Raw genomic sequence first — 25,986 nt, forward strand, 5'->3', positions numbered from 1 at the left:
AGGAGTGTGCGCCATCACAGCCCCCAGCAGCAGCTCCACGGCAGCGGACCCGCCCGCCGGCGCCGCCGCCGTCGAGCTCCACGGCATCACGAAACGCTTCCCCGGCGTCGTCGCCAACCACGACATCGACATCACCGTGCGCCGCGGCACCGTGCACGCCCTCGTCGGCGAGAACGGCGCGGGCAAGTCGACCCTGATGAAGATCCTCTACGGCATGCAGAAGCCGGACGAGGGCACCATCACCCTCGACGGCGAGCAGGTCACGTTCGCCAGCCCCGCCGAGGCCATCGCGCGCGGCATCGGCATGGTGCACCAGCACTTCATGCTCGCCGACAACCTCACCGTGCTGGAGAACACCGTCCTGGGCAGCGAGAAGCTGCACGGCATCGGCGACCGGGCGCGCGCGCGGATCGCGGAGCTGTCGGACGCGTACGGCCTCGGCATCCGCCCCGACGTGCTGGTCGAGGACCTCGGCGTCGCCGACCGGCAGCGGGTGGAGATCCTCAAGGTCCTCTACCGCGGCGCCCGCACGCTCATCCTCGACGAGCCCACCGCCGTCCTCGTCCCGCAGGAGGTCGACGCGCTCTTCGACAACCTGCGCGGGCTGAAGGCCGAGGGCCTGACCGTGCTGTTCATCTCGCACAAGCTCGGCGAAGTCCTCGCCGTCGCCGACGACATCACCGTCATCCGGCGCGGCACGACGGTCGCCGCCGTCAAGCCCGCGGACGTCACGTCCAAGCAGCTCGCCGAGCTGATGGTGGGCAGCGAGCTGCCCACCCCGGAGACCCGCGAGTCGACGGTCACGGACATACCGATGCTGCGCGTCAGCGACCTGCACCTGTCGGCCGTCGACGCCGACGGCGTACCGCGCGAGGTACTGGACCGCATCTCCTTCACCATCCACAAGGGCGAGGTGCTGGGCATCGCCGGCGTGGAGGGCAACGGCCAGTCCGAACTGGTCGAGGCCATCATGGGGCTGCGCGACCCGGACGACGGACGCATCGTGCTGGACGGCGCGGACATCAGCCACGCCGCCACCCGCAAGCGCCGCGAGGGCGGCATCGGCTACATCCCCGAGGACCGCCAGCGGCACGGCCTGCTGCTGGAGGCCCCGCTGTGGGAGAACCGCATCCTCGGCCACACCACGGAACGCCCCAACAGCCGCGGCATGCTCATCGACGCCGCCGCGGCCCGCAGGGACACCAGGCGGATCGTCGAGGAGTACGACGTCCGCACCCCCGGCATCGACGTGACCGCCGCCTCGCTCTCCGGCGGCAACCAGCAGAAGCTGATCGTCGGCCGGGAGATGAGCCACCGGCCGAAGCTGCTCATCGCCGCCCACCCCACGCGCGGCGTGGACGTGGGCGCGCAGGCGGAGATCTGGGAGCAGATCCGCGAGGCCCGCCGCGAGGGCCTCGCGGTGCTGCTGATCTCCGCGGACCTGGACGAGCTGATCGGCCTCTCCGACACGCTGCGGGTGATGTACCGCGGGCGGCTGGTCGCCGACGCGGACCCGGCGGCGATCACGCCGGAGGAACTGGGCAGCGCGATGACGGGTGCGGCGAGCGGCCACCTGGAGGACGACGCGGCGCCGCGGGACGCGCGCGCAAACGGTGCCTCCGGCGACGGCGACGGTGAAGGCGACGACGGGCAGGGCGGAGGCCGTACGCGATGAAACGCCTCGACAGGGACAAGCTGATCACGGCGGTCGGCGCCCCGGTGCTCGCGGTCTTCGCCGCGCTGGTGCTGACCTCGCTGATCATCCTGATCTCCGGGAAGGACCCGTTCCGGGCCTACCAGGTCATGATCGAGTTCGGCACGACCGACCGCAGCGCCGTCTACATCGTCAACAAGTCGACGATGTTCTTCCTCTCGGCGCTGGCCGTGGCCATCGGCTTCCGGATGAACCTCTTCAACATCGGCGTCGACGGCCAGTACCGCATCGCGGCCTTCTTCGCCGCGGCCGTCGGCGGCGCGCTGTCGCTGCCGGGCATCATCCAGATCCCGCTGATCATCCTGGTCGCCATGGGCGTCGGCGCGATCTGGGCGGGCATCGCGGGCGTGCTGCGCACCACCCGCGGCGTCAGCGAGGTCATCACGACGATCATGCTCAACTCGATCGCCGGCGCCGTCATCGGCTACTACCTCACCGCGGGCCGCCTCGGCGAGAAGGACGGGAACCTCACCCACACCCCGAACATCCCGGAGTCCAGCCACATCTTCATGTTCGGCACCTCGGTCGGGGACATCAACGGCTTCGTCGTCCTCGCCGTGCTCGCCGGCGTCCTGTACTGGTTCGTCCTCAACCGCACCCGGTTCGGCTTCGACCTGCGCAGCGTCGGCCGGTCCGAGACGGCCGCCGCCGCCAGCGGCGTGGACGTCAAACGCATGGTCGTCACCAGCATGGTGCTCTCCGGCGCCGTCGCCGGCCTGGTCGGGATGCCGACGCTGCTCGGCGAGTCGTACAACTACGGCACCGACTTCCCGCTCGGCGTCGGCTTCACCGGCATCGCCATCGCCCTCCTCGGCCGCAACCACCCGGTCGGCATCGCGCTCGGCGCGCTGCTGTGGGCGTTCCTGGAGCGCACCGGCACGCAGCTCGAGTTCGAGGGCTACGACCAGAAGATCGTCGAGGTCATCAAGGGCATCATCGTGCTCTGCGTCGTCATCGCCTACGAGGTGGTCCGCCGCTGGGCGCTGCGGGACCAGCAGCGGCGCGTCGGCGAGGAACTCGCCCAGGCACGTAGGACCGAGAAGGCGGAGGTGGGCGCGTGAGCACGGTGACCAAGACGGGCGCCGTCACGCCCGCCGGCCGACCGCCGGCCGACGGCGGGAAGCGGCGGCTCGGCCTGCCGCAGGTGCTCCTGCTGATCGCCGCCGGCCTGCTGCTGCTGTCCGCGGTACGCGCGATCACCGACACCACCAACCTCACCGCCTCCGCGCAGATCGGCGGCGCGCTCGCGCTCGCCGTGCCGATCGGCCTGGCCGGCCTCGGCGGGCTGTGGGCGGAGCGGTCCGGCGTCATCAACATCGGCCTCGAAGGCATGATGATCCTCGGCACGTTCTTCGCCGGCTGGATCGGCTGGCAGCACGGGCCGTGGGCCGGCGCGCTCGCCGGGGTGATCGGCGGGGCGCTGGGCGGTCTCGTGCACGCGATGGCGACGGTCACGTTCGGCGTCGACCACATCGTCTCCGGTGTGGCGATCAACATCCTCGCGCTCGGCGCCACCCAGTACATGGCGAAGATCTTCTTCGCGGACGGGGACGCCCTGGAGGCCGGCGGCACGGACAAGCAGTCGCCCCAAGTCGACGACATGCACACGTTCTCCCTCCCAGGACTCTCCGACTGGCTCGGGGACCTGGAGGAGAAACACTGGTTCTTCCTCTCCGACACCGCGGGCATCCTGCGCGGGCTCACCCACGACGTGTCGTACCTGATCCTGGTCGCCGCGCTGCTGTTCGTGCTCACGTACTTCGTGCTGTGGCGCTCGGCGTTCGGGCTGCGGCTGCGGTCCTGCGGCGAGAACCCGGTCGCCGCCGAGTCGCTGGGCGTGAACGTCTACCTGTACAAGTACGCGGCGCTGGCCGTCTCCGGCGCGCTCGCCGGGCTGGGCGGGGCGTTCCTCGTCACGTTCACCCACATCTACCTGGAGGGCCAGACCGGCGGCCGCGGCTACATCGGCCTGGCCTCGATGATCTTCGGCAACTGGCGCCCCGGCGGCACGGCGATGGCGGCCGGGCTCTTCGGCTTCACCGACAGCCTCCAGTTGCGCGGCGGCGGCGAGGCCGTGCACGCGCTGTTCCTGCTGCTGGCGGTGCTCCTCGCGGCGTACGCGGTGTGGAAGTACGTACGCGGCGGCGCCCGGGCGGCGATAGCGGCGGGCGTCGCGGCGGTGCTCCTCGGAGTGCTGTACGCGACCACGGACGCGGTGCCGCGCGAGGTCGTGGAGGCCACGCCGTACGTCACCACGCTGGTGGTGCTGGCGGTCTTCGCGCAGCGGCTGCGGGTGCCCAAGTGGATCGGCAAGCGCTACCGAAGGGGAGAGAGCACGTGACGTCGCAGGAGGCCGAGCGCTGGGAGGCGCTGCGGCGGGCGGCCCGGGACGCGATGTCCCGGGCGTACGCCCCGTACTCGGACTATCCCGTGGGCGCCGCGGCGCTCGTGGACGACGGCCGCACGGTCGTCGGCTGCAACGTGGAGAACGCCTCGTACGGCGTCACGCTGTGCGCCGAGTGCGGCCTCGTCTCCGCACTGCACGCCACCGGGGGCGGCCGGCTCACGCACTTCACCTGCGTCAACGGCGAGGAGCAGCTCATCCTGCCGTGCGGGCGCTGCCGCCAGTTGCTCAGCGAGCACGGCGGCCCTGAGCTGCTGCTCGACACCCCGGCGGGCATCCGGCCGCTGGCCGAGCTGCTGCCGGAGGCCTTCGGCCCGTTCGAGCTGAGCAGGTCCCGCGGGGCCGGCAAGCCCCGGAGCGGAGGATCGCAGAACTGATGGACGCCATCTCCGTCATCCGCGCCAAGCGCGACCGCGAGCGGCTGACCGACGAGCAGATCGACTGGGTCGTGGCGGCGTACACCCGCGGCGAGGTCGCCGACGAGCAGATGTCCGCGCTGGCCATGGCGATACTGCTCAACGGCATGGACCGCGACGAGATCGCCCGCTGGACCGCGGCGATGATCGCCTCCGGCGAGCGGATGGACTTCACCGCCCTGCCGCGCCCGACGGCCGACAAGCACTCGACGGGCGGCATCGGCGACAAGATCACGCTGCCGCTGGCGCCGCTGGTCGCCGCCTGCGGGGCTGCGGTGCCGCAGTTGTCGGGCCGCGGCCTCGGCCACACCGGCGGCACGCTCGACAAGCTGGAGTCCGTCCCGGGCTGGCGGGCCTCGCTGTCGAACGACGAGATGATGGCGATCCTGCGCGACGTCGGCGCCGTGATCTGCGCCCCGGGCACGGGCCTCGCGCCGGCCGACCGCAAGCTGTACGCGCTGCGGGACGTGACGGGGACGGTGGAGTCGATCCCGCTCATCGCGTCCTCGATCATGTCGAAGAAGATCGCCGAGGGCACGGGCGCGCTGGTGCTGGACGTGAAGGTCGGCTCGGGCGCGTTCATGAAGGACCTGGACACGGCGCGGGAGCTGGCGGCGACGATGGTGGGCCTGGGCAACGACCACGGGCTGCGCACCGTGGCGCTGCTCACCGACATGTCCACGCCGCTGGGGCTGACGGCGGGCAACGCGCTGGAGGTGCGCGAGTCGCTGGAGGTCCTGGCGGGGGGCGGCCCGGCGGACGTGGTGGAGCTGACGCTCGCGCTGGCCACGGAGATGCTGACGGCGGCGGGCCTGCCGGACGCGGACCCGGCGGGAGCGCTGGCGGACGGCTCCGCGATGGACGTCTGGCGCCGCATGATCACCGCCCAGGGCGGCGACCCGTCGGCCCCGCTCCCCACGGCCCGCGAGACCCACACGGTCCCGGCCCCGGCGACGGGCGTCCTCACGCGCCTGGACGCCTACGCGGTGGGCCTGGCGGCCTGGCGCCTGGGCGCGGGCCGCGCCCGCAAGGAGGACCCGGTCCAGGCGGCGGCGGGCGTGGAACTCCACGCGAAGCCGGGCACGTCTGTGTCGGCGGGCCAGCCGCTGCTGACCCTGCACACGGACACGCCGGACCGCATCCCGGAGGCGCTGGCGGCGCTGGAGTCGGCGTACGAGGTGGCGCCGCCGGGGGCGGCGGTGGCGCGGGGGCCGTTGATCCTGGACAGGCTGGACTGAGCGCGGGGCGTCAACACGGCCGACGGCCGCTCGCCCGTGCGAGTGAGATAACCGGATATGCCCATGGCATATCCGGTTATCTCACTAGCGTTCCGACCATGGTCAACTCCCCACACGAGACGCACCATCGGGCCTTTCAGCGGGTCCCGGAGTTATTCACGAGCGCCTTCAGGCTGCTCGATCTACCGGTGCCTGGCGAGGCGGTGGTCACGGCGATCGACAGCGACGTCACGGAGGTACGGCCGGTAGAGCGCCACGTGGACACGCTGCTGCGGCTGGAGTTCCCGGACGGCGCCACCTACCTGCTGCTGGTCGAAGCTCAGATGGTCTGGAAAAGACCCCGGCTGCGAAGATCTGGAGGAATTTCGTGGAGACCGGATTGTTTTCCTTTCGCAGCTACGTCGCCGAAGGACTACGCGATGAGGGTCGCGCGTCCAGCGTTCTCCGGGTGCTGGAGGCCCGCGGCATCCCCGTGGATGACACCACACGCGAACGCATCACCAGCCGCACCGACAGGGCCGTGCTCGACACCTGGCTCGTCAGGGCCATCACCGCCACCACCGCCGACGACCTCTTCGCCGACCCGGCCGAAGACTGACACCCGCGCCGGGCGGCCGGTGGGGATCCCGCCGGCCCGCCCGGTCACCGCGCGTCCAGGCGCTCCCGCGGCCCGACTCCCGTACAGCCTCGTCGGGTCGCATTCTCGTCGTCCGGTGCCGCGGGCGATGAGTTCCGGGTCTTGCGGGAGTCACAGGGTCAGGAGCGCCGGGAGGCCGGCGTGTTCGGATCCGGAGGCGGCGCATGGCAAAGCTCATCTACTCGATGGTCACCTCGCTCGACGGCTACGCCGAGGCCGCCGAGGGCGACCTCGGCACCGGGGCCGGGGACCCGGAGGTGCACACGTTCGTCAACGATCTCTTCCGGCCCGTCGGCACGTACCTCTACGGCCGGCGGATGTACGAGACGATGGTCTACTGGGAGACCGCCCACACCGAGCCCGACCAGCCGCCGCACATCCTGCAGTACGCCCGCGACTGGCAGGCCGCCGAGAAGGTCGTGTACTCCACGACGCTGGAGTCCGTGTCCAGCGCGAAGACCAGGATCGAGCGGTCCTTCGACCCGGACGCGGTGCGCCGGCTCAAGGCGGAGGCCGAGGCCGACCTCACCGTCGACGGCCCGAACCTCGCGGCCCAGGCGATCAGGGCCGGCCTGGTGGACGAGTACCACCTGTTCATGACCACGAGCGTCGTCGGCGGCGGCAAGCGGTTCTTCCCCGACGGCGTACGCCTCGATCTCGACCTGGTCGAGCAGCGCGCCTTCGACAGCGGCCTGATCTACGCGCACTACCGGACCCGCTGAACGAGGACGTCATCGTCCGGACGGCCCAGGCTCCCGGTGTCACGGGCACCGCGCGCCGACGGGTCGCCGTTTTTCTGAGGGGGGACGGACGGGTGAGCCGTGCCGGCGCCGCGTGCGGCCGGGGCGGGTGTGTCGCGGAAGAGCCAGGGCAGCCGGGGCTGGACGACGGGCCGGGCGAGGCGGCGTACCGGGGGCGAGCCGAGGGCGGCGGACAGGGCCACGGCGAGGGCCACGACGAGTGCCTGCTCGTGCCAGGGGCCCACCCAGTCCATTCCCCACCAGCGCAGCACCGGGCGCAGAACCAGCGGATGCAGCACGTAGATGTACATGCCCCCGGCGCCGAGGTAGGTGATCAGGGGGAGACGGCGGCGCGGGACGAGCCGGATGAAGCTCAGCGCGCCCACCACGCCGCACAGCAGCACGCCACCGCGGATCGCCCAGTCCCCCATCAGCGGCAGCCCGTAGCCGCCGTCGTAGGGCCCGCTCATCCGCAGCCAGCCGAACGACACGTCGTGACGGACGAACCAGGCGGCAGCGGCGGTGACGGCGAGCACCGCCAGCGCGGCGTTCCTGCTCCACCGGGTACGCAGGGCGTCGGCGAACAGGCCCTGGCGCAGCTTCCAGCCGAGGATGAAGAAGGGCAGGAAGCAGACGGTACGGGAGAGGGAGAGGGCCCCGCCGAAGTCGTTGACGTAGCCGGCGGCCAGGGCGGCCACCACGGAGGTGGCCAGCGGGTACCGGAGCTGGGCCAGGTAGGGAAGCCCCATCCGCCAGAACAGCAGCGACAGCAGGAACCACAGCGCCCAGGGCGGGTCGACGATCTTGATCGTCCAGTCGCCGTAGAAGTACCGCTGCTCCAGGGTGTGCAGGAAGCCGATGGCCAGGTACGGCACCAGGATCGACTCGATCAGCCGTCGCGTCTCCCTGACGGTCAGCGTGTCCGCCCTGCTGAAGTACCCGGCGACCATGACGAACACCGGGACGCGCAGGGCCCACGTGGCGATGTGCAACCAGCGCAGCCCGTCCCGGTCCGTGATCGTGTCCGTCATGTGCCCGAAGACGACCAGAGTGCCGGACAGGTACCGGAGGTTGTCCCAGTGAGCGTCACGGCTCGTGGCCGGGGCACGGCTGGCCGGGGCACTGCGGCGCGGTAATCGGAACAGTGGGCGCATGGTTGTGCGCACGGTAATGCCCCCTTGCTGTGTGACGTCCGGCGTTGTGCCGTACTGGCCGGTTTCGCCTCTGATCAACGGCAAGGGGACTGTATTGCTGCGTCCTTGACGGAATCTGACGCAGTTTCTGAATAAGTCCGGGTGGGGTCAGCGGACTAGAAGCGCCGCGTGATCAGCGCCCGCTTGACCTCCTGGATCGCCTTCGTCACCTCGATGCCCCGCGGGCAGGCGTCCGTGCAGTTGAACGTGGTCCGGCAGCGCCACACCCCGTCCTTGTCGTTCAGGATCTCCAGGCGCTGCTCACCCGCCTCGTCCCTGCTGTCGAAGATGAAGCGGTGGGCGTTGACGATCGCCGCCGGGCCGAAGTACTGGCCGTCGTTCCAGAACACCGGGCACGAACTCGTGCACGCCGCGCACAGGATGCACTTCGTCGTGTCGTCGAACCGCTCCCGGTCCTCCGCCGACTGCAGGCGCTCCCGGGTCGGCTCGTTGCCGTGGGTGACCAGGAACGGCATCACGTCGCGGTACGCCTGGAAGAACGGCTCCATGTCGACGATCAGGTCCTTCTGCACCGTCAGGCCCTTGATCGGCTCCACGGTGATGGGCTCCTCCGGCCCGATGTCCTTGATCAGGGTCTTGCACGCCAGCCGGTTGCGGCCGTTGATGCGCATCGCGTCGGAGCCGCAGATGCCGTGGGCGCAGGAGCGGCGGAAGGTCAGGGTGCCGTCCATGTCCCACTTGATCTTGTGGAGCGCGTCGAGGACCCGCTCCTTGGGGTCGATCTCGACCTGGAAGTCCTCCCAGTACGCCTCCGCCGCCACCTCCGGGTTGAACCTGCGGATGCGGATCGTCGCGGTGATGTACGGGGTGTCTGCCGGCTTGGGGGATTCCGCCTCGACTTTGTCCATCACGGGTGTTGCCATCAGTACTTACGCTCCATCGGCTGGTAGCGGGTCTGCACGACCGGCTTGTAGTCGAGCCGGACGGTCTCCGTGCCGTCGTCGCCGACCTCGCGGTACGCCATGGTGTGGCGCATGAAGTTGACGTCGTCGCGGTTCGGGTAGTCCTCGCGGTAGTGCCCGCCCCTGGACTCCTTGCGGGCGAGCGCGGAGATCGCCATGACCTCGGCCAGGTCGAGCAGGTTGCCGAGTTCGATCGCCTCCAGCAGGTCGGTGTTGAACCGCCGGCCCTTGTCCTGGATGCTCACGTTCTTGTACCGCGCCCGCAGCTCCGCGAGCTTCTCGACCGCTTCCTTGATGGTCTGCTCCGTGCGGAAGACCATCACGTTCTTGTCCATCGTCTCCTGCAGCTCGCGCCGCAGCTCCGCCACCCGCTCCTTGCCCGCCGAGTCGCGCAGCCGCTCCACCTCGCCGGCCACGAACGCCGCCGGGTCCTCCGGCAGTTCGACGTGGTCGGCCGTCGCCGCGTACTCCGCCGCGGCGATGCCCGCGCGGCGGCCGAAGACGTTGATGTCGAGCAGCGAGTTGGTGCCCAGCCGGTTGGCGCCGTGCACGGAGACGCAGGCCACCTCGCCGGCCGCGTACAGGCCGGGGACGACCGTGGTGTTGTCCGCCAGCACCTCGCCGCGCACGTTGGTGGGGATGCCGCCCATCGCGTAGTGCGCCGTCGGCTGGATCGGGATCGGGTCGGTGTACGGCTCGATGCCCAGGTACGTACGGGCGAACTCCGTGATGTCCGGCAGCTTCGCGTCCAGTTGCTCCGGCGGCAGGTGCGTGAGGTCGAGGTAGACGTGGTCGCCCTCGGGGCCGCAGCCGCGGCCCTCGCGGATCTCGGTGTAGATCGCGCGGGAGACGACGTCGCGGGAGGCGAGATCCTTCATGACGGGCGCGTACTTCTCCATGAAGCGCTCGCCGTCCTTGTTGCGCAGGATGCCGCCCTCGCCGCGCGCGCCCTCGGTGAGCAGGATGCCCATCCGCCAGATGCCGGTCGGGTGGAACTGGAAGAACTCCATGTCCTCCAGCGGCAGCCCGCGCCGGAACACCGACGCCTGCCCGTCGCCGGTGAGGGTGTGGGCGTTGGAGGTGACCTTGAAGAACTTGCCGTTGCCGCCCGAGGCGTAGACGACGGCCTTGGCCTGGAAGACGTGGATCTCGCCGGTCGCCAGGTCGTACGCGACAACGCCGGCCGACCGCTTCAGCCCGGTCTCGGGGTCCTCGGTGATGAGCTGGTCGAGGACGTAGAACTCGTTGAAGAACTCCACGCCCTCCTTCACGCAGTTCTGGTAGAGCGTCTGGAGGATCATGTGGCCGGTGCGGTCCGCGGCGTAGCAGGAGCGGCGCACCGGCGCCTCGCCGTGGTTGCGCGAGTGGCCGCCGAAGCGGCGCTGGTCGATGCGGCCCTGCGGGGTGCGGTTGAACGGCAGGCCCATCTTCTCCAGGTCGAGGACCGCGTCGATGGCCTCCTTCGCCAGGATCTCGGCGGCATCCTGGTCGACGAGGTAGTCACCGCCCTTGACCGTGTCGAACGTGTGCCACTCCCAGTTGTCCTCCTCGACGTTCGCGAGGGCGGCGGCCATCCCGCCCTGCGCGGCGCCGGTGTGGGAGCGCGTCGGGTACAGCTTGGTCAGCACGGCGGTGCGGCTGCGCTTCGTCGCCTCGATGGCGGCGCGCATGCCGGCGCCGCCCGCGCCGACGATCACGGTGTCGTACTTGTGGATCTGCATGAGGGGAACCTCTTCGCCGCGTCAGCGGATGTTCGGGTCGAAGGTGAAGATCACCAACGTGCCCAGGAGGACGGTGAAGACCGTGGCGGCGTACAGCAGCATCTTCAGCCAGAAGCGGGTGCCGTCGCGCTCGGCGTAGTCGTTGATGACCGTGCGCAGCCCGTTGGCGCCGTGCAGCATCGCGAGCCAGAGCATGAGCAGGTCCCAGCCCTGCCAGAACGGGGACGCCCAGCGGCCGGCGACGAAGGCGAAGCTGACCTTGCTGACCCCGCCGTCCAGCACCAACTGGATCAGCAGGTGGCCCACGACGAGGACCGCGAGCACGATCCCCGACAGCCGCATGAACACCCAGCCGTACAGCTCGAAGTTGGTGCGGGTACGGGACGTGGACCCGGCGGTGCGCGGGGTGCGGGTGCGGGGGGCCTCGATGAGCGGGGCGGGGTTCTCGGCGGAGTACGCGGCGGTGGAGGCGGTCAGCTCGACGTCGGTGGTGGCCATGGTCATCAGCTCCCGAACAGGTCTTGCGCGGCGTGGCCGAGCACCGGATAGATCGCCCCGATCATCAGCACGACCCAGATCCCGACCACGGTCCACAGCAGTTGCCTCTGCAGCCGGACGCCCTTCGACCAGAAGTCGACGGCGACGACGCGCAGGCCGTTGAGCGCGTGGAAGAGGACCGCGGCGACGAGCCCGTACTCCAGCAGCGCCACGACCGGCGTCTTGTACGTGGACACCACCTCGTCGTACGCCTCGGGGGACACCCGCACCAGGGCGGTGTCGAGGACGTGGACGAACAGGAAGAAGAAGATGAGGACGCCGGTGACGCGGTGCGCCACCCAGGACCACATGCCTTCCCGGCCGCGGTAGAGCGTTCCTGCCGGCACGGAAAAACCCTCCGGAAACTGATCGGGGGCCGGCCGTCAGGGCTCGGGTACTGCACTGTCGGTCATGACCCGGCCGGGTACGGTCCACCGGCCTTCGCCATCGTAGCGACGGTGCGTCGGCACACTGGTCACGGGGGTGCAGGTGTGATCAATCAGGCACGCGCGTGGCCTAACCGTGCTGGCCGGCGTGGAGATCCGGGAGGTTACGCCCCTTTTCACCCCGGTCGGTGGCGCGTTTTCGCCGTCACGTACGGGGCGTCCCGGCGGCCTGGGTGAGGAGGCGGGTGAGGCGGGCGCGGGCCCGGCGGCGGAGTTCGTCGGCGGCCACGAGGCGCTCCTCGTCGGGCTCGTTCCCGAGGCGGGTGCGGAGGGCGGCCAGGGTGTGGTCCAGGCGCTCGTCCTCGGGGCAGCCGTCGAGGCAGAGGACGAAGGAGTGGCCGAAGCGGCTCTCGTACGCGGCGTGCGCCGCCCGCAGCGCCGTGCGCTCCGCCGTCCCCGCGGCCGGGGGCGGGGCGGTGGCCTCGCCGTCCAGCGCGCCCGCGACGGCGCCGGGGGCGAGGTCGTAGCTGGCCTCGTCGGCGGCGGCGAGGAGGGCGCCGAGGTCGGGGTACGGGCGGTGGGCGGTGAGGCGGCGGGCCCAGTCGCGGTCGTCGAGGCAGCCGAGGAGCGCGCGCTCGGCGTCGGCGGCGGGGGCCGCGTTGAAGGCGGCCAGGCGGACGGGGTCCGCCGCTTCGGCGGCACGGCTCGTGCCGGATGCTGCGGCTGCGCGGGTGGCGCGGGGGCTGGGTGCGGGCAGGATGGCTCCCGGGGGTGGTGGCGTTCCCGGCGCGCGGGGGCGCACCGGAGGCGGTTACGGTCGAACAACGCTGCGCCACGCTAGCGGCCGGAACCGAACGTTCCGGTCGTACTGGCCGAGTGTTCACCCGTATGAGGAGGTTTGCCGGGAGTGAAGTCGACAGAGTCCTGATCAACCCACGCGCTGCCGTGGCCCTCCGGGAGGTCCCCCCACCATGCGTTTCCCGCCGCGAATACCCCGCCGCCGGTCCCCCGCCGGCCGGCACGCCCGCCGCCTGGCCGGCCCGTTCCGCGCCCCGAGAGGGCCCCGGCGGGGGCTGTACTGGGCCCTGGCCGCCGCCCTGGCCACCGCGGCCGTCCTGCTCGCCCTGATACCCGCGCTCGGCGGCGGAGACGGCGACGGCGACGGCGACGCACCGGACCGCGGCGTCGGCGCGGCCGGCCACCGCACCGCGCAGAGCGGCACCCCGACCGCGCCCGCCGGCGACGGCGAGGACCGTACCCGGCCGCGCGCCGACCGCGGCAAGCCGCTCCCCGACCCGCGCACCGTCCCCGCCGTCCGCTCCTACGAGCGCGCCGAGGGCACCGGCTGGCGGCCCGCCGACCGCGCCTCCGTCGTCGCCGAGGACGGCGAGCTGACCGGCGAGGCCATGCGCCTCGCCGGCGAGCTGGGCATGCGCTACGCGGACGACGACGGCGGCGGTGGAGGGTCCGCCGCGCTCGGGCAGCGCGCCGGGGACGTCCGCCTCCGGCTCGACCCCGGCCGCGCCGGCGGCCCGGAGGCGTACCGCGTCGACGTCGCCGAGGGCCACGCCACGGTCACCGCCGCCACCGACGCCGGCGTCTTCTACGGCACCCGCACGCTCCTCCAGGCCGTACGCACCGGCGGCGGCGTACCGCCCGGCCGCATCGACGACCGCCCCGACCGTCCCCAGCGCGGCCTCATGGTCGACATCGCCCGGAAGCACTACAGCGCCGCGTGGCTGGCCGACCGCATCCGGGAGATGGCCGACCTCAAGCTCAACCAGCTCCACCTGCACCTCTCCGACGACCAGGCGTTCCGCGTCGAGAGCGACAGCCACCCCGAGGTGGTCTCCGACCCGCACCTCACCAAGGCGCAGGTCGAGGACCTCATCGCGCTCGCCGCCGACCACCACATCACCGTCATCCCCGAGATCGACTCCCCCGGCCACCTCGGCGCCGTCCTCGCCGCCCACCCGGACCTGCAACTGAAGACCGCGGAGGGCAGCCCGGTGGAGGGTGCGATCGACATCTCCAAGCCCCGCGCGGCCCGGCTCGTGGACGACCTGCTGACGGAGTACGCGCGGCTCTTCCCCGGCCCGTACATGCACATCGGAGGCGACGAGTACGTCGCGCTGATGTCGAGCGACCCCGAGGCCCGGTACCCGAACCTGGCCGCCGCCGCCCGCGAACGCCACGGCGCCGGCGCCGGCGTCGCCGACCTCAACGCCTCCTGGCTGAACGCGCGGGCGGACACGGTCAAGAAGCAGGGCAAGAAGGTCAAGGCGTGGAACGACGGCTTCATACCGGGCGCGAGGGTCCGCCCTGACCGGGACCGGGAGGTCGAGTACTGGACGGGCAAGGAGGCGTTCGCGCGCGAACCGCGGGAGTTCCTGGAGGAGGGGCGCCCGGTGGTCAACCTCAACGACGAGTACCTGTACTACGTCCTCGGCGAGCCCAACGAGTTCACGTACCCCACGGGGAAGCGGATCTACGAGGAGTGGACCCCCGCGGTGCTGCGCGGCACCCGGCCGGTGCCGGAGCGGCTGGCGGGCCCGGAGAAGGTGCTGGGCGCCCGGTTCGCGGTATGGGGCGACCTCGCGGACGCCCAGACGCCGCGGCAGGTGGCGGAGGGCATCAGGCTGCCGCTGGCGGCGCTGGCGCAGAAGGTGTGGGATCCGCGCGAGCCGCGGCTCACGTGGGGGGAGTTCGCGGACCTGGCGCGCCGGGTGACGGACGGCGGGAGCTGAGGGGCGCGCGTACCGAACGGGCAACCGCCGCCCGCACGCGCGCCGGAGGGCCCGCCCCACCGGGGACGGGCCCTCCGGCCTGCGAACCGGTCAGCGCCTCACGGCGCCAGCTCGATGCCCAGCCGGCCGGCGGTGGGCGTGCCCAGCGCGGACTTGCCGTAGTACACCGCCCCCGACGCCGACACCCCCTGGCTGCCGCTGTCGAGTTGCAGCAGGGTGCCGTCGTAGGCGTCCTCGCCGATCACGCCGATGACGACGTCCGCCCGCCCGTACCCGGACAGATCGGCCAGCACCGCCGACGAGCCGAGCCGGTCGCCCTTCTCGCTGACCCCGCTGATGCCGGTGGTGTCCTGGTGGTACGCCTTCGGCGACCCGGACGCCGTCGACAGCCCTCCGGAGCCGCCGCGCAGCAGCAGGGACGTGCCGGCGTCGGCGCGGTTGGCCCCGTCGCGGGTCATGTCCTCGCGGTAGACCCCGGCGAGCACGTCGGCGTAGCCGTTGGCGTCCACGTCGCCGACCGCGACCGAGAAGCCCATGGCGTCGCCCGCCTCGGACGCGCCCGGCACCGAGCCGGTCGCCTGGTGGACGATCTGCTTGCCGGCGGTCGTCAGCCCGTTCGCGCCGCCCTTGAGCAGCGTGACCTGACCGCCCGCGTTCGCCGCCGACTCGCCCACGAAGGGCTGGCCGACGACGAGGTCGGCGTAGCCGTCGCCGGTGACGTCCCCGGTGGCCACCGACCGGCCGCCCGGCACGCCGAGGTTCGCGGTGACGTCCAGCCCGACCGACGTGCCGCGCAGCACGTCGAGGCGCGCCTTGCCGCTCGGGTCGCGGTAGGTGATCGCGGCGTCGTCGTAGCCGTCGCGGTTGAAGTCGCCCACCGCGGCGTCCTGGTAGGCCACCTTCTCGTACGGGAACGAGCCCTCGCGGCCGTTGCCGTTCAGGTCGTGCGTGGCCCACGCCTCGGCGCCGACGCCGAGCACCTCGTCGCGGCCGTCGCCGTCGAAGTCGCCGGCGGCGACCGCCGAGCCGAACTTGGCGCCGGTCGGATGGAAGCCGTCGCCGAGGACGAGGTTGCGGCCGGAGTCGAGCCCCGGGCCGTACAGGACGGTGATCACGCCGGCGTCGGCGTGCCCGGTGGCGTCGTTCTTGTTCGGGGCGCCGACGAGGAGGTCGGCGATGCCGTCGTTGTTGACGTCGCCCCACTCGGTGTCGGTGCCCCAGGCGTCCCCTGCGGCGGCCGTGCCGGGCACGCCGGCGCTGTTCTGGGTGATGCTGCGCTTCGCGCTCGCCACCGGGCCGTTCTCGCCGCCGGGGACGACGAACACCGCGCCGGAGCCGGTCTGCCCGCCGCCGTTGGCGCGCGGGACGCCGGCGACGAGGTCGCCGCGGCCGTCGCCGTTGACGTCCCGGGTGGGCAGGGCGTGCGAGGCGCCGGGGGCGGCGGCCAGCGCGCGGACGTGACCCAGCTTGGGGTATAGCCGGTCGCCGGGGCAGGCGGTGACGTTGACGTCCTCGGCCGCGCCGAAGGGACGGAACCGGCCGTCCTTGTGACCGGAGATGTTCTTGATGGTCTTCGGGTCGCCGGCGGGGACGAAGTTGTCGTCCGCGTCGAGCTTCAGCGGCGTCAGCGACGTGCTGCCGGTGGGGCTCACGTCGTACTGGCCGAGCTTCCAGGCCGCGATGCGCGCGACGGCTTCGAGAGCGGGCTGGGAGGGGTGGCTGTGGGTGTGGTAGTCGCCGAGGACGGCGATGCCGGTGGAGTGGCTGTTGAAGTGCTTCGTGTGCGCGCCGAGGACCGGCTGGTCGATGCCGCCGGCGGCGCCCTCGAAGATGCGGCCGCACTTGTCGACGAAGAAGTTGTAGCCGACGTCGTCCCAGCCGTTGGTGCCCACGTGGTACAGGAAGATCGAGCGGACCATGGCGGCGGACTGGGCGCACGTGTAGTTCACGGCCTCGGCGGTGTGGTGCACGAACGCGGCCTTGATGCCGTCCGGGTTGTACGTCGGCGGCTTGGCCAGCGACTCGTCGGCACCCCAGGCGGCGCGGCGGATCACCGGCGGCGGGGTGACCGGCGAGTCGGGCGCCGGGCCGGGGTCGGCCTGGGTGACCGCGGCGGCGGGCGCCATGTCGGCGGCGTACGCGGACGAACCGGGGGCCGACTCCGGCCCTCCCGGCACCGCACCCGCGGCCTGCGCGACCGGCGCCGTCTCCGTACCGGCCGCCGTGCCGACGCCGGCGGCCTCGGCCTCCTCGGCCTCCTCCTGCGTGACCCCCGGGTCGACGAGCGCGACCTCCATGCCGGCCGGCAGCGGCGTGCTCGTGCCGTCCGCGCGTACGACCCGCGCCTCCACGCCGTCCGAAGGGCCGACCCACAGCGGCTCGGTGCCGCCGCGCATGCCGGCGGTCAGGTCGTCGGCCGCGGAGCCCGCCTCGGTGTCCAGGGTGCGCCAGCCGCTCCACGCGCCGGTCTCGGCCGAGCGCGTGCGCACCTCGGCGGCGCCGCCGAGGTCGCGGCGCTCGTTGCTCCAGGAGACGCCGACCATCGAGAACCGCTCGGTCGAGGTCCTGTCGACCTCCTGCCGGGCGCCGTCGCCGGCCAGGTCGATGCCGTGGACAGCCGGCTTCCGCGGCTCCAGTCCGGCCGCCGGGTCCGCGGAGCCGGAGCCGGGGTCGGCCACGGCGACGGTGACCACGCCGGCGCCGCCGAGGACGACCGCGCCCAGGGTCAGCCAGGCACGTCTGCGCAGGCTCAGCGGCCGGTACGCATGGGATCTACGCGGACTCACATTCCGCCCCTTCGGTTCGCTCACGCTTGACACACGTACAGCGCCGCCTGGGTCGAAAACGTGTCAGTACCACCCTGATCCGTACAAAGAAGACGGCCGGAGCCGCTACCCCCCACAGGAGCTGCTCCGGCCGTCGGCCTCAGGTGCGGGTGCCCCGTTCGGGCCCGCTGTAATACTCAGCGCCAGCGGGCCCGGAAATGTCACAGCACCCCGTCCGCGGGCGCGGGCGGTCGTGCGGGCGGCCCTTCTCCGCGGCCCCGCCGCCCCCGCCGGCCACGGTCCGGCCGCGCCCTGCCCCCGGCAGAACCACCCCTGCGCCACCCCCGGGCCACCCCCGCGCCACGGTACGGCGCCCGTCGAGTCACCGCCGGTGCCTCATGCGGTCGTGTGGTGAGAGGCCGGGTGTGTTGCGCAGGGACCGCCGCCGCCGTAGCGTAACTTCGCGCCGACTAGGCGCACAGACATTCGTTCGACTACTCGCTCAACGGTCCGCCCAGATCCGGGGGTGCTCCGCAGATGTATCCGGGTGTACCGCGTCTCCTTGCGCCACGGACCGACTGACCACCGTGCAGGGGGAATACGCGGAAGACGCCGCGCTGTCCGGCGCGGTGCACGCTGCCCAGCGCGGTGACGAGGCAGCGTTCCGCATCGTGTTCCGGACGGTGCACCCTCGCCTGCTCGGATACGTGCGCAGCCTCGTCGGCGACGGCGACGCCGAGGACGTGACCTCCGAGGCGTGGCTGCAGATCGCCCGCGACCTCGGTTCGTTCACCGGGGACGCCGACCGCTTCCGCGGCTGGGCGGCCCGCATAGCGCGCAACCGCGCGCTCGACCACGTGCGGATGCGCTCGCGCAGGCCCGTCGCCGGCGGCGACGAGAGCCAGCTCGCCGACCGGCCCGCGGACTCGGACACCGCGGAGGAGGCGATCGAGGCGCTCGGCACGGGCCGCACGATGGCCTTCATCGCGCGGCTTCCCCGCGATTACGCCGAAGTCGTGGTGCTGCGCGTGATCATGGGACTGGACGCCAAGCGCACCGCCGAGGTTCTGGGTAAGAGCCCGGGCGCGGTGCGTACGGCGGCGCACCGCGGCCTCAAGCAGTTGACCGCGCTGATCGAGCAGCCGCAGGAAGAGGGGGACGTTCCGCCCGGGGAAGGGCAGCAGCCTGGCGGTGTGACGCAATCAGCCGCGCGGACGCTTAAGGAAATGTGATGGTGGACGACCGGTACGGCTGGCTCGACGAGGACGTCGCGGAGCGACTGCTTCGCGGCGAGCCGCTCGACTTCGCGGACGGCGGTGGCCGGCGACGGCGTAAGCGCTGGTCGCCGGAGGACCGGGCCGCCGCCGAGCGGCTGGCCGCCGTGCTGGCGCGGGTGGCGGAGTCCGGTCACCCCGGTGCCAACGGCCAGATGCCCGGGGAGCAGGCCGCACTGGCGGCGTTCCGGGCGGCGCAGGAGAGCACGAGCCGGGCGTCGGCCGCGGAGTTCGCCGCCGAGTCACCCTTCGACGGGCGCCGCAGGCGGCTCCGTTCCGGCGTCGTGCGGCGACTGCGGTCGCTGCGGGTGAGCGTGGCGGGCGCGGTGGCGGCGTGCGCGCTGGGCGGGGTCGCGGTGGCCTCCAGCACGGGGGTGCTGCCGGCACCGTCGTTCATCCAGGACACCGGTGGCAACAGGTCGCCGAGCGTGGGCGTCACGTCGTCGGCCGATACCCCCGGCGGCGAAGGGAAGGACGGCTCGGCCGCGGAGGGCGGCAAGGGGTCGGACGGGCACGGCAAGGACAAGGACGCGGGCAAGGACGGCAAGGACACCAAGGGCCAGGGCAACGGTACGGACCCGGACCTGCCGGGCCGCGGCGTCATCGGCGACGTACGGGGCAACGAGCCGCCGAACATGGCGGACGCGGACTCCGTGCTCGACGAGCTGTGCCGCGACTACCTCGCCGCTCAGGCCGGTACGGGCCCGATGCCGGGCCAGGGACGGCTGCGCGTGCTGGAGCAGGCGGCCGGCTCCCCCGAGGCCATGGCGTCGTACTGCTCGAACCGGCTGGGCACGAGCGTCGGCACGCCGGGCGGCGCGACCGGCGGCGGCACGGGCGGCTCGGAGGGCAGCACGGGCGGCGACACCGAGGAGCCGACCAGCCCGAGCCCGTCCCCGACCGACCCGGGCACGACCGACCCGGGCGGCGAGACCGACGGCTCCGACGGCTCCGGCGGGGACACCGGCGGCGAGACCGACGGGGGCAGTGAGAGCGGCGGCAGCGAGGGCCCGCCGCAGAACGGCCCGAAGCCGAACCCCAGCGCGAACATCTCGGAGTCCCCCGCGCCCTCGGCCACCGCGACCGCCTCCCTCCCGGAGCCGGAGGAGTCCGGCGCCGGCTGACGCGGCGCCGCCTCCCCCCAACACACGCACAGAGCCGCCCTTTTGCCGGTTTTCGCCCGGAACAGACCGGGTGTGCACGAGACCGTCACATGCCCGTACGGGATAAATGTGGGGGTGCTCACGTCAAAGGTCCATGATGTCTGGCATTGTTGCACTGTTCTGTTCGATTCCGGGTGTGGCTGGGGCAGCGGCCTGACGGAGAGCGCGCGGGGGCGCGGGCACGGTGCACAGTGCCGCAGGCCGAACACGAGGCTCACAAGGTGGGGGAACACGACAGCCCGGCTGCCGCAGGTGCGGCGCCGGGAGACAAAGGTGCGGACCAGGACCTGCAACCTCTGGTCCACCGGGCGCAGAACGGCGACGAGGCCGCGTTCACGGCGCTGTACCGGCGGCTGCAGCCGGTGCTGCTGGCGTATCTGCGCGGCGTGGTCGGCGACGACGCCGAGGACGTGGCGGCCGACGCCTGGCTGGTGATCGCGCGCGACCTGGGCCGGTTCCGCGGCGACGGCTCGTCGTTCCGCGGCTGGACGGTCACGGTCGCCCGGCGCCGCGCGCTCGACCTGCTGCGCCGCGAACGCCGCCGCCCGCAGGGCGTGCTGCTCGACGAGGGCATCCACAACCTGCCCGCGGAGCGCGCGGCCGAGGAACACGCGCTGGAGTCCCTGGGCACCCGGCAGGTCCTCGGGCTCATCTCCACGCTGCCGCGCGACCAGGCGGAGGCGGTGCTGCTGCGCACGGTGGCGGGGATGCGCGCCACCGACGCCGGGGCGGTGCTGGGCAAGCGGCCGGGCGCGGTGCGTACCGCCGCCCACCGCGGGCTGCGGCAGCTCGCCGAGCTGGTGACGTCGGCGTCCTGGCGGGAGCGGAGCCTGGAGCTCGCGGCCCCCGCGGCGGCCGAGGGCCGCGGACCGGCGGCGGGCGCGGAGGAGCAGGCGAAGCTGGGCCTGGGCGCGTGAGAGGTGCGGTGGGCGCACTGCGCGGTTCGCAAGCCCGTACGCGAGCCCGTGCGCACGCTTCCGTACGCACGCTGCGGTACGCGTCCTGGCGTACGGGATCCGGAAGCCGGCGGGAAGAGGAGCGCCGGGAGGAGGAGTGGCGCGGGCGGTGCTGGGGGAACGCAACCCGCCCGCGCCATATGCGCTGAGCCGCAGGTACGGGGGGAACCCCGGCCGAGCGCTGGGCCGATGACCAGTCGGCACATCACTTACAGCGTCGTCGGCGGAGAAAGTGTCACAACCACAGCTCAGCCCGCTGCACACGGCACGTACCGCAGGGCGGACGCCGTACGCGCCGCGCGCGCTCAGCCGTAGACGACCACCTTGTCGCCGACGCGGACCTCACCGAAGAGCTTCGCGATCTTCGCCTCGTCCCGGACGTTCACGCAGCCGTGCGACGCGCCGGCGTAGCCGGTGGCGGCGAAGTCCGCGGAGTAGTGCACGGCCTGGCCCCCGCTGAAGAACATCGCGTACGGCATGGGGGTGTCGTAGAGGGTCGAGACGTGGTGCCGGCTCTTGAGAAAGACCTCGAACACGCCCTCGCGGGTCGGCGTGTACTGCGACCCGAAGCGCACGTCCATCGCCGCCAGCACCTCGCCGTCCTTCATCCACCGCAGGGAGTCGCTGCGCTTGCTCACGCACAGCACCCGCCCCTCGGTGCAGCGCGGATCGGGCTTCTCCATGGCCTGCGACGTCGGCGGGTACAGCTCGTCGTGCGTCGGCTCGTCCGTACGGGCCAGCAGCCGTTCCCACGTGACGACGTCCGTCTCTCCGGTGCGCGGCAGGCCGCGGTCCTCCTGGAACGCCGAGACGGCGTCGGCGGTGATCGGCCCGTAGTACGCGGTGGGGCTCTGGCCGAAGACGCCCTCCGCGCGCAGCCGGGCCTGGAGCTCCCGTACCTGCTCGCTCTCGTCGCCCACGGCCATCAGCACCTCGGGGCCCTCCGGCGTCGGCTCCTCGGTCGGGGTCTTCGAGGCGGACGCCTCGGCCTTCGGCTTCTCCGCCGGCTTGGTCTCCGGCTTCTTCTCCGTCGGCTCCGCCTCCGGCGTGGCCGAGGACTCCGGCTGCTCCGATCGCGTCGGCGCGGTTGACGACGGCGACGCCGAACCGCCCCCGCCGCCGGCGGCGTCCGCAGAGGCCGAACAGCCCGCCGCGAGCGCCGCGCCGGCGGCCGCGAGCGCGACGGCCACGCGCATCGAACGAAGTTTCCTGTAGACGCTCATATGTGCTGGACGCAATTCGCCCATCCCCCCGGTTCCCTCCCGTAAGACATCGAACAATAATCTCCCCCGCCACGGCCGGGACGGAACCCGTAGCGTGCCGTTGCCCGCCGGACACCTTGCGTTTGCCACGATCCCCTGGAATGACCCGCCGCCCGGCGCTGTGCCGCCGGGCAGACCGTGAGGGCCGCCAGGAGGGTTGGATGCGCATGAACACCGTCGGCAAGGGACTCAGGCGGCGGGGCAGGCTGATGGCGCAGGCGCTCGGCCCGCGCCGGCGCGCCCCCCGGCCCTCCCCCGCGCCCCCGCGCGCCAAGGCCCGGCCGGAGGCGTACCGGGCCCCCCGCGCCCCGCGCCTCGTCCCGTCCCCGGTCTTCGTGCTCTCCTCCGTGCGCTCCGGCTCCACCCTGCTGCGCGTCCTCCTCAACAGCCACCCCGAGATCCGCGCCCCGCACGAGATGCACCTGCGCACCCTGCGCGTCGAGCTGACCCGCCCGTACAGCGCCAAGGCCATGGAGGGCCTGGAGCTGGACCGCCGCGAGCTGGAACACCTGCTGTGGGACCGCGTGCTGCACATGGAGCTGGAGCGCAGCGGCAAGCGGGTCATCGTCGACAAGACCCCCGCCAACGCCCTCATCCGCGACCGGCTCGCCGACTGCTGGCCCGACGCCCGCTTCCTCGTCCTGCTCCGCCACCCCGGCGCCGTCGTCTCCTCCCTTGTCAACCGGCGCAAGGAGCCCGACCTCGACGCCATCCACGCCGAGGTCCTCGACTACGGCGAGGCCCTGGAGGCGGCCCGGACGGGGCTGGGCGCGGCGGGGCACGTACTGCGCTACGAGGACCTGACCGCCGAGCCGGCCGGGACCGCCCGCGGCATCTGCGAGTTCCTCGGCGTCGAGTGGGCGCCGGAGATGCTCGACTACGGCGCGCACGACCACGGCACCTTCCGCCCGCACCTGGGCGACTGGAGCAGCAACATCAAGTCGGGCCGCATCCAGCCCGCGCGCGCCGGGGATCACGACGCCGGGCTGACGGGGCGGCTGGCGGAGCTGGCGGAGCTGTGGGGGTACCGGCGCGCGGGGTAGGCGGCGCGGAGGGTGAGGGCCGAGGCCGGTGACGGGGCGAGGTCGCGGCCGGTTGTCACCGGCGGAGCGTACGCTCGTGGCTACGGTCCGTGCAGAGGCGGAGGGCCGGGAAAGGCTGGGAGCACATGGCACGCCACTCGGAGTCGGGTCTGCCCATCGAGCCCGTGTACGGGCCGGAGGCCCTGGCCGGCTGGCAACCCGAGGTGCGGCTCGGAGAGCCCGGCGCGTACCCGTACACCCGCGGCGTCCACCCGACGATGTACACGGGCCGGCCGTGGACGATGCGCCAGTACGCGGGCTTCGGCACCGCCGCCGAGTCCAACGCCCGCTACCGCGACCTGATCGCCCACGGCACGGCGGGCCTGTCCGTCGCCTTCGACCTGCCGACGCAGATGGGCCACGACTCCGACGCGGTCCTCGCGCACGGCGAGGTCGGCAAGGTCGGCGTCGCCATCGACTCGATCGACGACATGCGGGTGCTCTTCGACGGCATTCCGCTGGACGAGGTGTCCACGTCGATGACGATCAACGCCCCGGCCGCGCTGCTGCTCCTGCTCTACCAGCTCGTCGCCGAGGAACAGGGCGTCCCGGCCGCACGGCTCACCGGCACGATCCAGAACGACGTGCTGAAGGAGTACATCGCGCGCGGCACGTACATCTTCCCGCCGAAGCCGTCGCTGCGGCTGATCGCCGACATCTTCGCCTACTGCCGCGCCGAGATCCCGAGGTGGAACACCATCTCGGTCTCCGGCTACCACATGGCGGAGGCGGGCGCCTCACCCGCGCAGGAGGTCGCGTTCACGCTGGCGGACGGCATCGAGTACGTGCGCACCGCCGTCGCCGCGGGCATGGACGTGGACGACTTCGCGCCCAGGGTGTCGTTCTTCTTCGTCTCCCGCACCACGATCCTGGAGGAGGTCGCCAAGTTCCGCGCCGCGCGCCGCATCTGGGCGCGGGTGATGCGCGAGGAGTTCGGCGCGCGCAACCCCAAGTCGCTGATGCTCCGCTTCCACACCCAGACCGCCGGCGTCCAGCTCACCGCCCAGCAGCCCGAGGTGAACCTGGCCCGCGTCACGGTCCAGGCGCTGGCGGCGGTCCTCGGCGGCACGCAGTCGCTGCACACCAACGCCTTCGACGAGGCCATCGCGCTGCCCACCGACAAGTCGGCGCGCCTCGCGCTGCGGACCCAGCAGGTGCTGGCGTACGAGACGGACGTGACCGCGACCGTCGACCCCTTCGCCGGGTCGTACGTGGTGGAGACGATGACCGACGAGCTGGAGGCGGCGGCGGTGGAGCTGATGCAGCGGGTCGAGGACCAGGGCGGCGCGGTCAGCGCGATCGAGAACGGCTTCCAGAAGGGCGAGATCGAGCGCAGCGCGTACCGGATCGCGCAGGAGACGGAGGCCGGCGAACGGGTCGTGGTGGGCGTCAACCGCTACCAGTTGGCGGAGGAGGACCCGTACGAGCCGCTGCGCGTCGACCCGGGGATCGAGAAGCGGCAGGTGGAACGGCTGGCGCGGCTGCGCGCGGAGCGCGACCGGGGGGCGGTGGAGGCGGCCCTGGCGGAGCTGACGACGGCGGCGGAGGGGACGGCGAACGTGCTGTACCCGATGAAGCGTGCGCTGGCGGCGCGGGCGACGGTGGGCGAGGTGTGCGACGCGCTGCGGGGGGTGTGGGGGGCGTATGAGCCGGTGAACGCGTTCTAGCCGGCGTGCGGGAAGGGGCGGGGGCCGCGCACGGTCACGGCGACCGTCCCCGACCGCACCGGAGTATGTACTTCCGGGGCGGCCCGTATGAGCTCTGAGGGCCGGGGGTCGGGGGCCGGGGGTCGCTTCGATGAGCCGACGAAGCGATCGGACAGCGAGGCCCGGTCAGGCGGTCTGTTCTGCCAGTGGGCGGGTAGTTCGCACCGGTTCGTACGGGGTGTTACCGCGAGTTTGTCTCGGCGGCGTTCGCGGGGGGCCGTAGCAGGTGGGATCAGGCAGTAAGTGCCCCGAGCCGCCCGGAGAGGAATTCCTCGAACGTCATGAGGGCGGGATGCACCTGCCGCAGCGCGTGGATGTCCGCCTGGTAGCCGTCTTCCGCGAACCACTCGAACATGCGCTCTTCGATCGGCAGGGCCGTGAACCGCGTGGCGACGCCCGTGACCCGCTCGTAGACCTCCGCCACCTCGGGGAAGGTGATCTCGTCGCCGGCCAGCTCGATCTGGCGGCCGACGTAGTGTTCCGGGTCGTCGAAGGCCGCCGCGGCGAAGAACCCGATGTCGTCGCTCGCGATCATCTGCATCGGCTTGTCCGGCTTGACGGGGAGCTCCATGAGACGTTCGCCCGCGGCGTCCGCGTAGTGCAGCAGATTGTTCATGAAGAACACAGGCCGCAGCACGGTGGCGGGCAACTGGAGTGCCAGGATGTGCCGCTCGATCTCGGCCTTGCTCTCGAAGTGGTCGATCCCGGTCTCGCGTTCGGCGCCGCCCACGGAGCTGTATACGAAGTGCCGGATCCCCGCCTCCTTCGCCGCGTCCGCGACCGCCTTGCCCTGCCGGACCTCTGCGGCCAGGGTCTCCGGTTCGTACGCCAGCGCCTGCACACTGAACACGCCGTGGACGCCGGCCATCGCGCGGCGCAGCGACGCCGCGTCGTCCATGTCGCCCCGGACGAGTTCGGCCCCCCGGTCCGCCAGCTCCCGGGCCTCGGGCTTGTCCGGGTCGCGTACCAGAGCCCGGACCTGCCGGCCGCGCGCGAGCAACTCTCGTGCGGTGGCGCCGCCCTGGTTTCCTGTTGCGCCGATGACAAGGACCGTCTGTGTGTTGCTCACGGCAACTCCTCACCTTGTGACGGCCGCGGCATGTCGGCGGTCGTCGTCGGCAC

At 72.4% G+C, this 25,986-nt stretch carries 22 protein-coding genes; 13 read left to right on the top strand and 9 right to left on the bottom strand.

Features of this window, described 5'->3' with window-relative positions; all coding sequences use genetic code 11:
- Positions 1-13: 13 nt before the first annotated feature.
- The 7 genes from O7599_RS14065 (at position 14) to O7599_RS14095 (ending at position 7,131) form a co-directional block, all read left to right on the top strand.
- Complete coding sequence (locus O7599_RS14065; RefSeq protein WP_281623377.1) at positions 14-1,675, top strand: ABC transporter ATP-binding protein; 1,662 nt, start codon at positions 14-16, stop codon at positions 1,673-1,675.
- A complete protein-coding gene (locus tag O7599_RS14070; protein ID WP_281622501.1) occupies positions 1,672-2,775 on the top strand; it encodes an ABC transporter permease in 1,104 nt (367 codons plus the stop codon). Before O7599_RS14065 ends, O7599_RS14070 begins: the two co-directional genes overlap by 4 nt.
- Entirely contained in the window at positions 2,772-4,055 is a 1,284-nt protein-coding gene (locus O7599_RS14075) for an ABC transporter permease (protein WP_281622502.1), read from the top strand. The genes O7599_RS14070 and O7599_RS14075 overlap by 4 nt, the downstream gene beginning before the upstream one ends.
- Positions 4,052-4,495, top strand: a complete 444-nt coding sequence (locus O7599_RS14080) for a cytidine deaminase (protein ID WP_281622503.1) — start codon at positions 4,052-4,054, stop codon at positions 4,493-4,495. Before O7599_RS14075 ends, O7599_RS14080 begins: the two co-directional genes overlap by 4 nt.
- Entirely contained in the window at positions 4,495-5,772 is a 1,278-nt protein-coding gene (locus tag O7599_RS14085) for a thymidine phosphorylase (RefSeq protein ID WP_281622504.1), read from the top strand. Before O7599_RS14080 ends, O7599_RS14085 begins: the two co-directional genes overlap by 1 nt.
- Before the next feature lie 448 nt (positions 5,773-6,220).
- Positions 6,221-6,370 (top strand): hypothetical protein, encoded by a 150-nt coding sequence (locus O7599_RS14090; protein WP_281622505.1) that lies wholly within the window; start codon positions 6,221-6,223, stop codon positions 6,368-6,370.
- A gap of 203 nt (positions 6,371-6,573) precedes the next feature.
- Positions 6,574-7,131 carry a dihydrofolate reductase family protein gene (locus tag O7599_RS14095; RefSeq protein WP_281622506.1) on the top strand — a complete coding sequence of 186 codons (558 nt, stop codon included), beginning with the start codon at positions 6,574-6,576 and terminating at the stop codon, positions 7,129-7,131.
- Here the strand turns inward: O7599_RS14095 and O7599_RS14100 are convergent.
- The 6 genes from O7599_RS14100 to O7599_RS14125 form a co-directional block, all read right to left on the bottom strand.
- Positions 7,116-8,303 carry an acyltransferase family protein gene (locus O7599_RS14100; RefSeq protein WP_348652608.1) on the bottom strand — a complete coding sequence of 396 codons (1,188 nt, stop codon included), beginning with the start codon at positions 8,301-8,303 and terminating at the stop codon, positions 7,116-7,118. The two genes, O7599_RS14095 and O7599_RS14100, sit on opposite strands and share 16 nt — an antisense overlap.
- A gap of 155 nt (positions 8,304-8,458) precedes the next feature.
- Positions 8,459-9,226, bottom strand: coding sequence for a succinate dehydrogenase iron-sulfur subunit (locus O7599_RS14105; RefSeq protein ID WP_281622508.1), 768 nt, complete (start codon positions 9,224-9,226; stop codon positions 8,459-8,461).
- Positions 9,226-10,986, bottom strand: a complete 1,761-nt coding sequence (sdhA, locus tag O7599_RS14110) for a succinate dehydrogenase flavoprotein subunit (protein WP_281622509.1) — start codon at positions 10,984-10,986, stop codon at positions 9,226-9,228. Before sdhA ends, O7599_RS14105 begins: the two co-directional genes overlap by 1 nt.
- A 21-nt stretch (positions 10,987-11,007) precedes the next feature.
- Complete coding sequence (locus O7599_RS14115) at positions 11,008-11,490, bottom strand: succinate dehydrogenase hydrophobic membrane anchor subunit (protein WP_281622510.1); 483 nt, start codon at positions 11,488-11,490, stop codon at positions 11,008-11,010.
- Positions 11,490-11,870, bottom strand: a complete 381-nt coding sequence (sdhC, locus tag O7599_RS14120; RefSeq protein WP_281622511.1) for a succinate dehydrogenase, cytochrome b556 subunit — start codon at positions 11,868-11,870, stop codon at positions 11,490-11,492. The genes O7599_RS14115 and sdhC overlap by 1 nt, the downstream gene beginning before the upstream one ends.
- 244 nt (positions 11,871-12,114) lie before the next feature.
- Entirely contained in the window at positions 12,115-12,711 is a 597-nt protein-coding gene (locus tag O7599_RS14125; protein WP_281622512.1) for a 2-oxo-4-hydroxy-4-carboxy-5-ureidoimidazoline decarboxylase, read from the bottom strand.
- Between the two features lie 169 nt (positions 12,712-12,880).
- On the opposite strand from O7599_RS14125, the gene O7599_RS14130 reads away from it, so the two are divergent.
- Positions 12,881-14,656, top strand: coding sequence for a glycoside hydrolase family 20 protein (locus O7599_RS14130; protein WP_281622513.1), 1,776 nt, complete (start codon positions 12,881-12,883; stop codon positions 14,654-14,656).
- A gap of 98 nt (positions 14,657-14,754) precedes the next feature.
- Here O7599_RS14130 and O7599_RS14135 read toward each other — a convergent pair whose 3' ends face one another.
- The gene (locus O7599_RS14135) at positions 14,755-17,442 is read right to left on the bottom strand and encodes an N-acetylmuramoyl-L-alanine amidase (protein WP_281622514.1); all 2,688 of its coding nucleotides are present in this window, start codon (positions 17,440-17,442) and stop codon (positions 14,755-14,757) included.
- 566 nt (positions 17,443-18,008) lie between these two features.
- Here O7599_RS14135 and O7599_RS14140 point away from each other — a divergent pair.
- From O7599_RS14140 to O7599_RS14150, 3 genes are all read left to right on the top strand, one after another.
- Complete coding sequence (locus O7599_RS14140; RefSeq protein WP_281622515.1) at positions 18,009-18,653, top strand: RNA polymerase sigma factor; 645 nt, start codon at positions 18,009-18,011, stop codon at positions 18,651-18,653.
- A complete protein-coding gene (locus O7599_RS14145) occupies positions 18,653-19,819 on the top strand; it encodes a hypothetical protein (RefSeq protein ID WP_281622516.1) in 1,167 nt (388 codons plus the stop codon). Before O7599_RS14140 ends, O7599_RS14145 begins: the two co-directional genes overlap by 1 nt.
- A gap of 230 nt (positions 19,820-20,049) precedes the next feature.
- On the top strand, positions 20,050-20,775 hold the full coding sequence (locus O7599_RS14150) for a sigma-70 family RNA polymerase sigma factor (protein ID WP_281622517.1): 726 nt from the start codon (positions 20,050-20,052) through the stop codon (positions 20,773-20,775).
- Positions 20,776-21,119: 344 nt separating this feature from the next.
- Here the strand turns inward: O7599_RS14150 and O7599_RS14155 are convergent, their stop codons facing one another.
- Positions 21,120-22,010, bottom strand: a complete 891-nt coding sequence (locus tag O7599_RS14155) for a peptidoglycan-binding protein (RefSeq protein WP_281622518.1) — start codon at positions 22,008-22,010, stop codon at positions 21,120-21,122.
- Between the two features lie 227 nt (positions 22,011-22,237).
- Between O7599_RS14155 and O7599_RS14160 the strand changes: the two genes are divergently transcribed.
- Both O7599_RS14160 and O7599_RS14165 read left to right on the top strand, forming a co-directional pair.
- On the top strand, positions 22,238-23,119 hold the full coding sequence (locus tag O7599_RS14160; protein ID WP_281622519.1) for a sulfotransferase: 882 nt from the start codon (positions 22,238-22,240) through the stop codon (positions 23,117-23,119).
- 125 nt (positions 23,120-23,244) lie between these two features.
- Positions 23,245-24,825: a methylmalonyl-CoA mutase family protein gene (locus O7599_RS14165; protein WP_281622520.1), complete on the top strand. Its 1,581-nt coding sequence runs from the start codon at positions 23,245-23,247 to the stop codon at positions 24,823-24,825.
- A 271-nt stretch (positions 24,826-25,096) separates the two neighbouring features.
- Here O7599_RS14165 and O7599_RS14170 read toward each other — a convergent pair whose 3' ends face one another.
- A complete protein-coding gene (locus O7599_RS14170; protein ID WP_281622521.1) occupies positions 25,097-25,933 on the bottom strand; it encodes an NmrA/HSCARG family protein in 837 nt (278 codons plus the stop codon).
- Between the last annotated feature and the right edge of the window lie 53 nt (positions 25,934-25,986).

The organism is Streptomyces sp. WMMC500, assembly GCF_027497195.1.
Classification (GTDB): Bacteria; Actinomycetota; Actinomycetes; order Streptomycetales; family Streptomycetaceae; genus Streptomyces.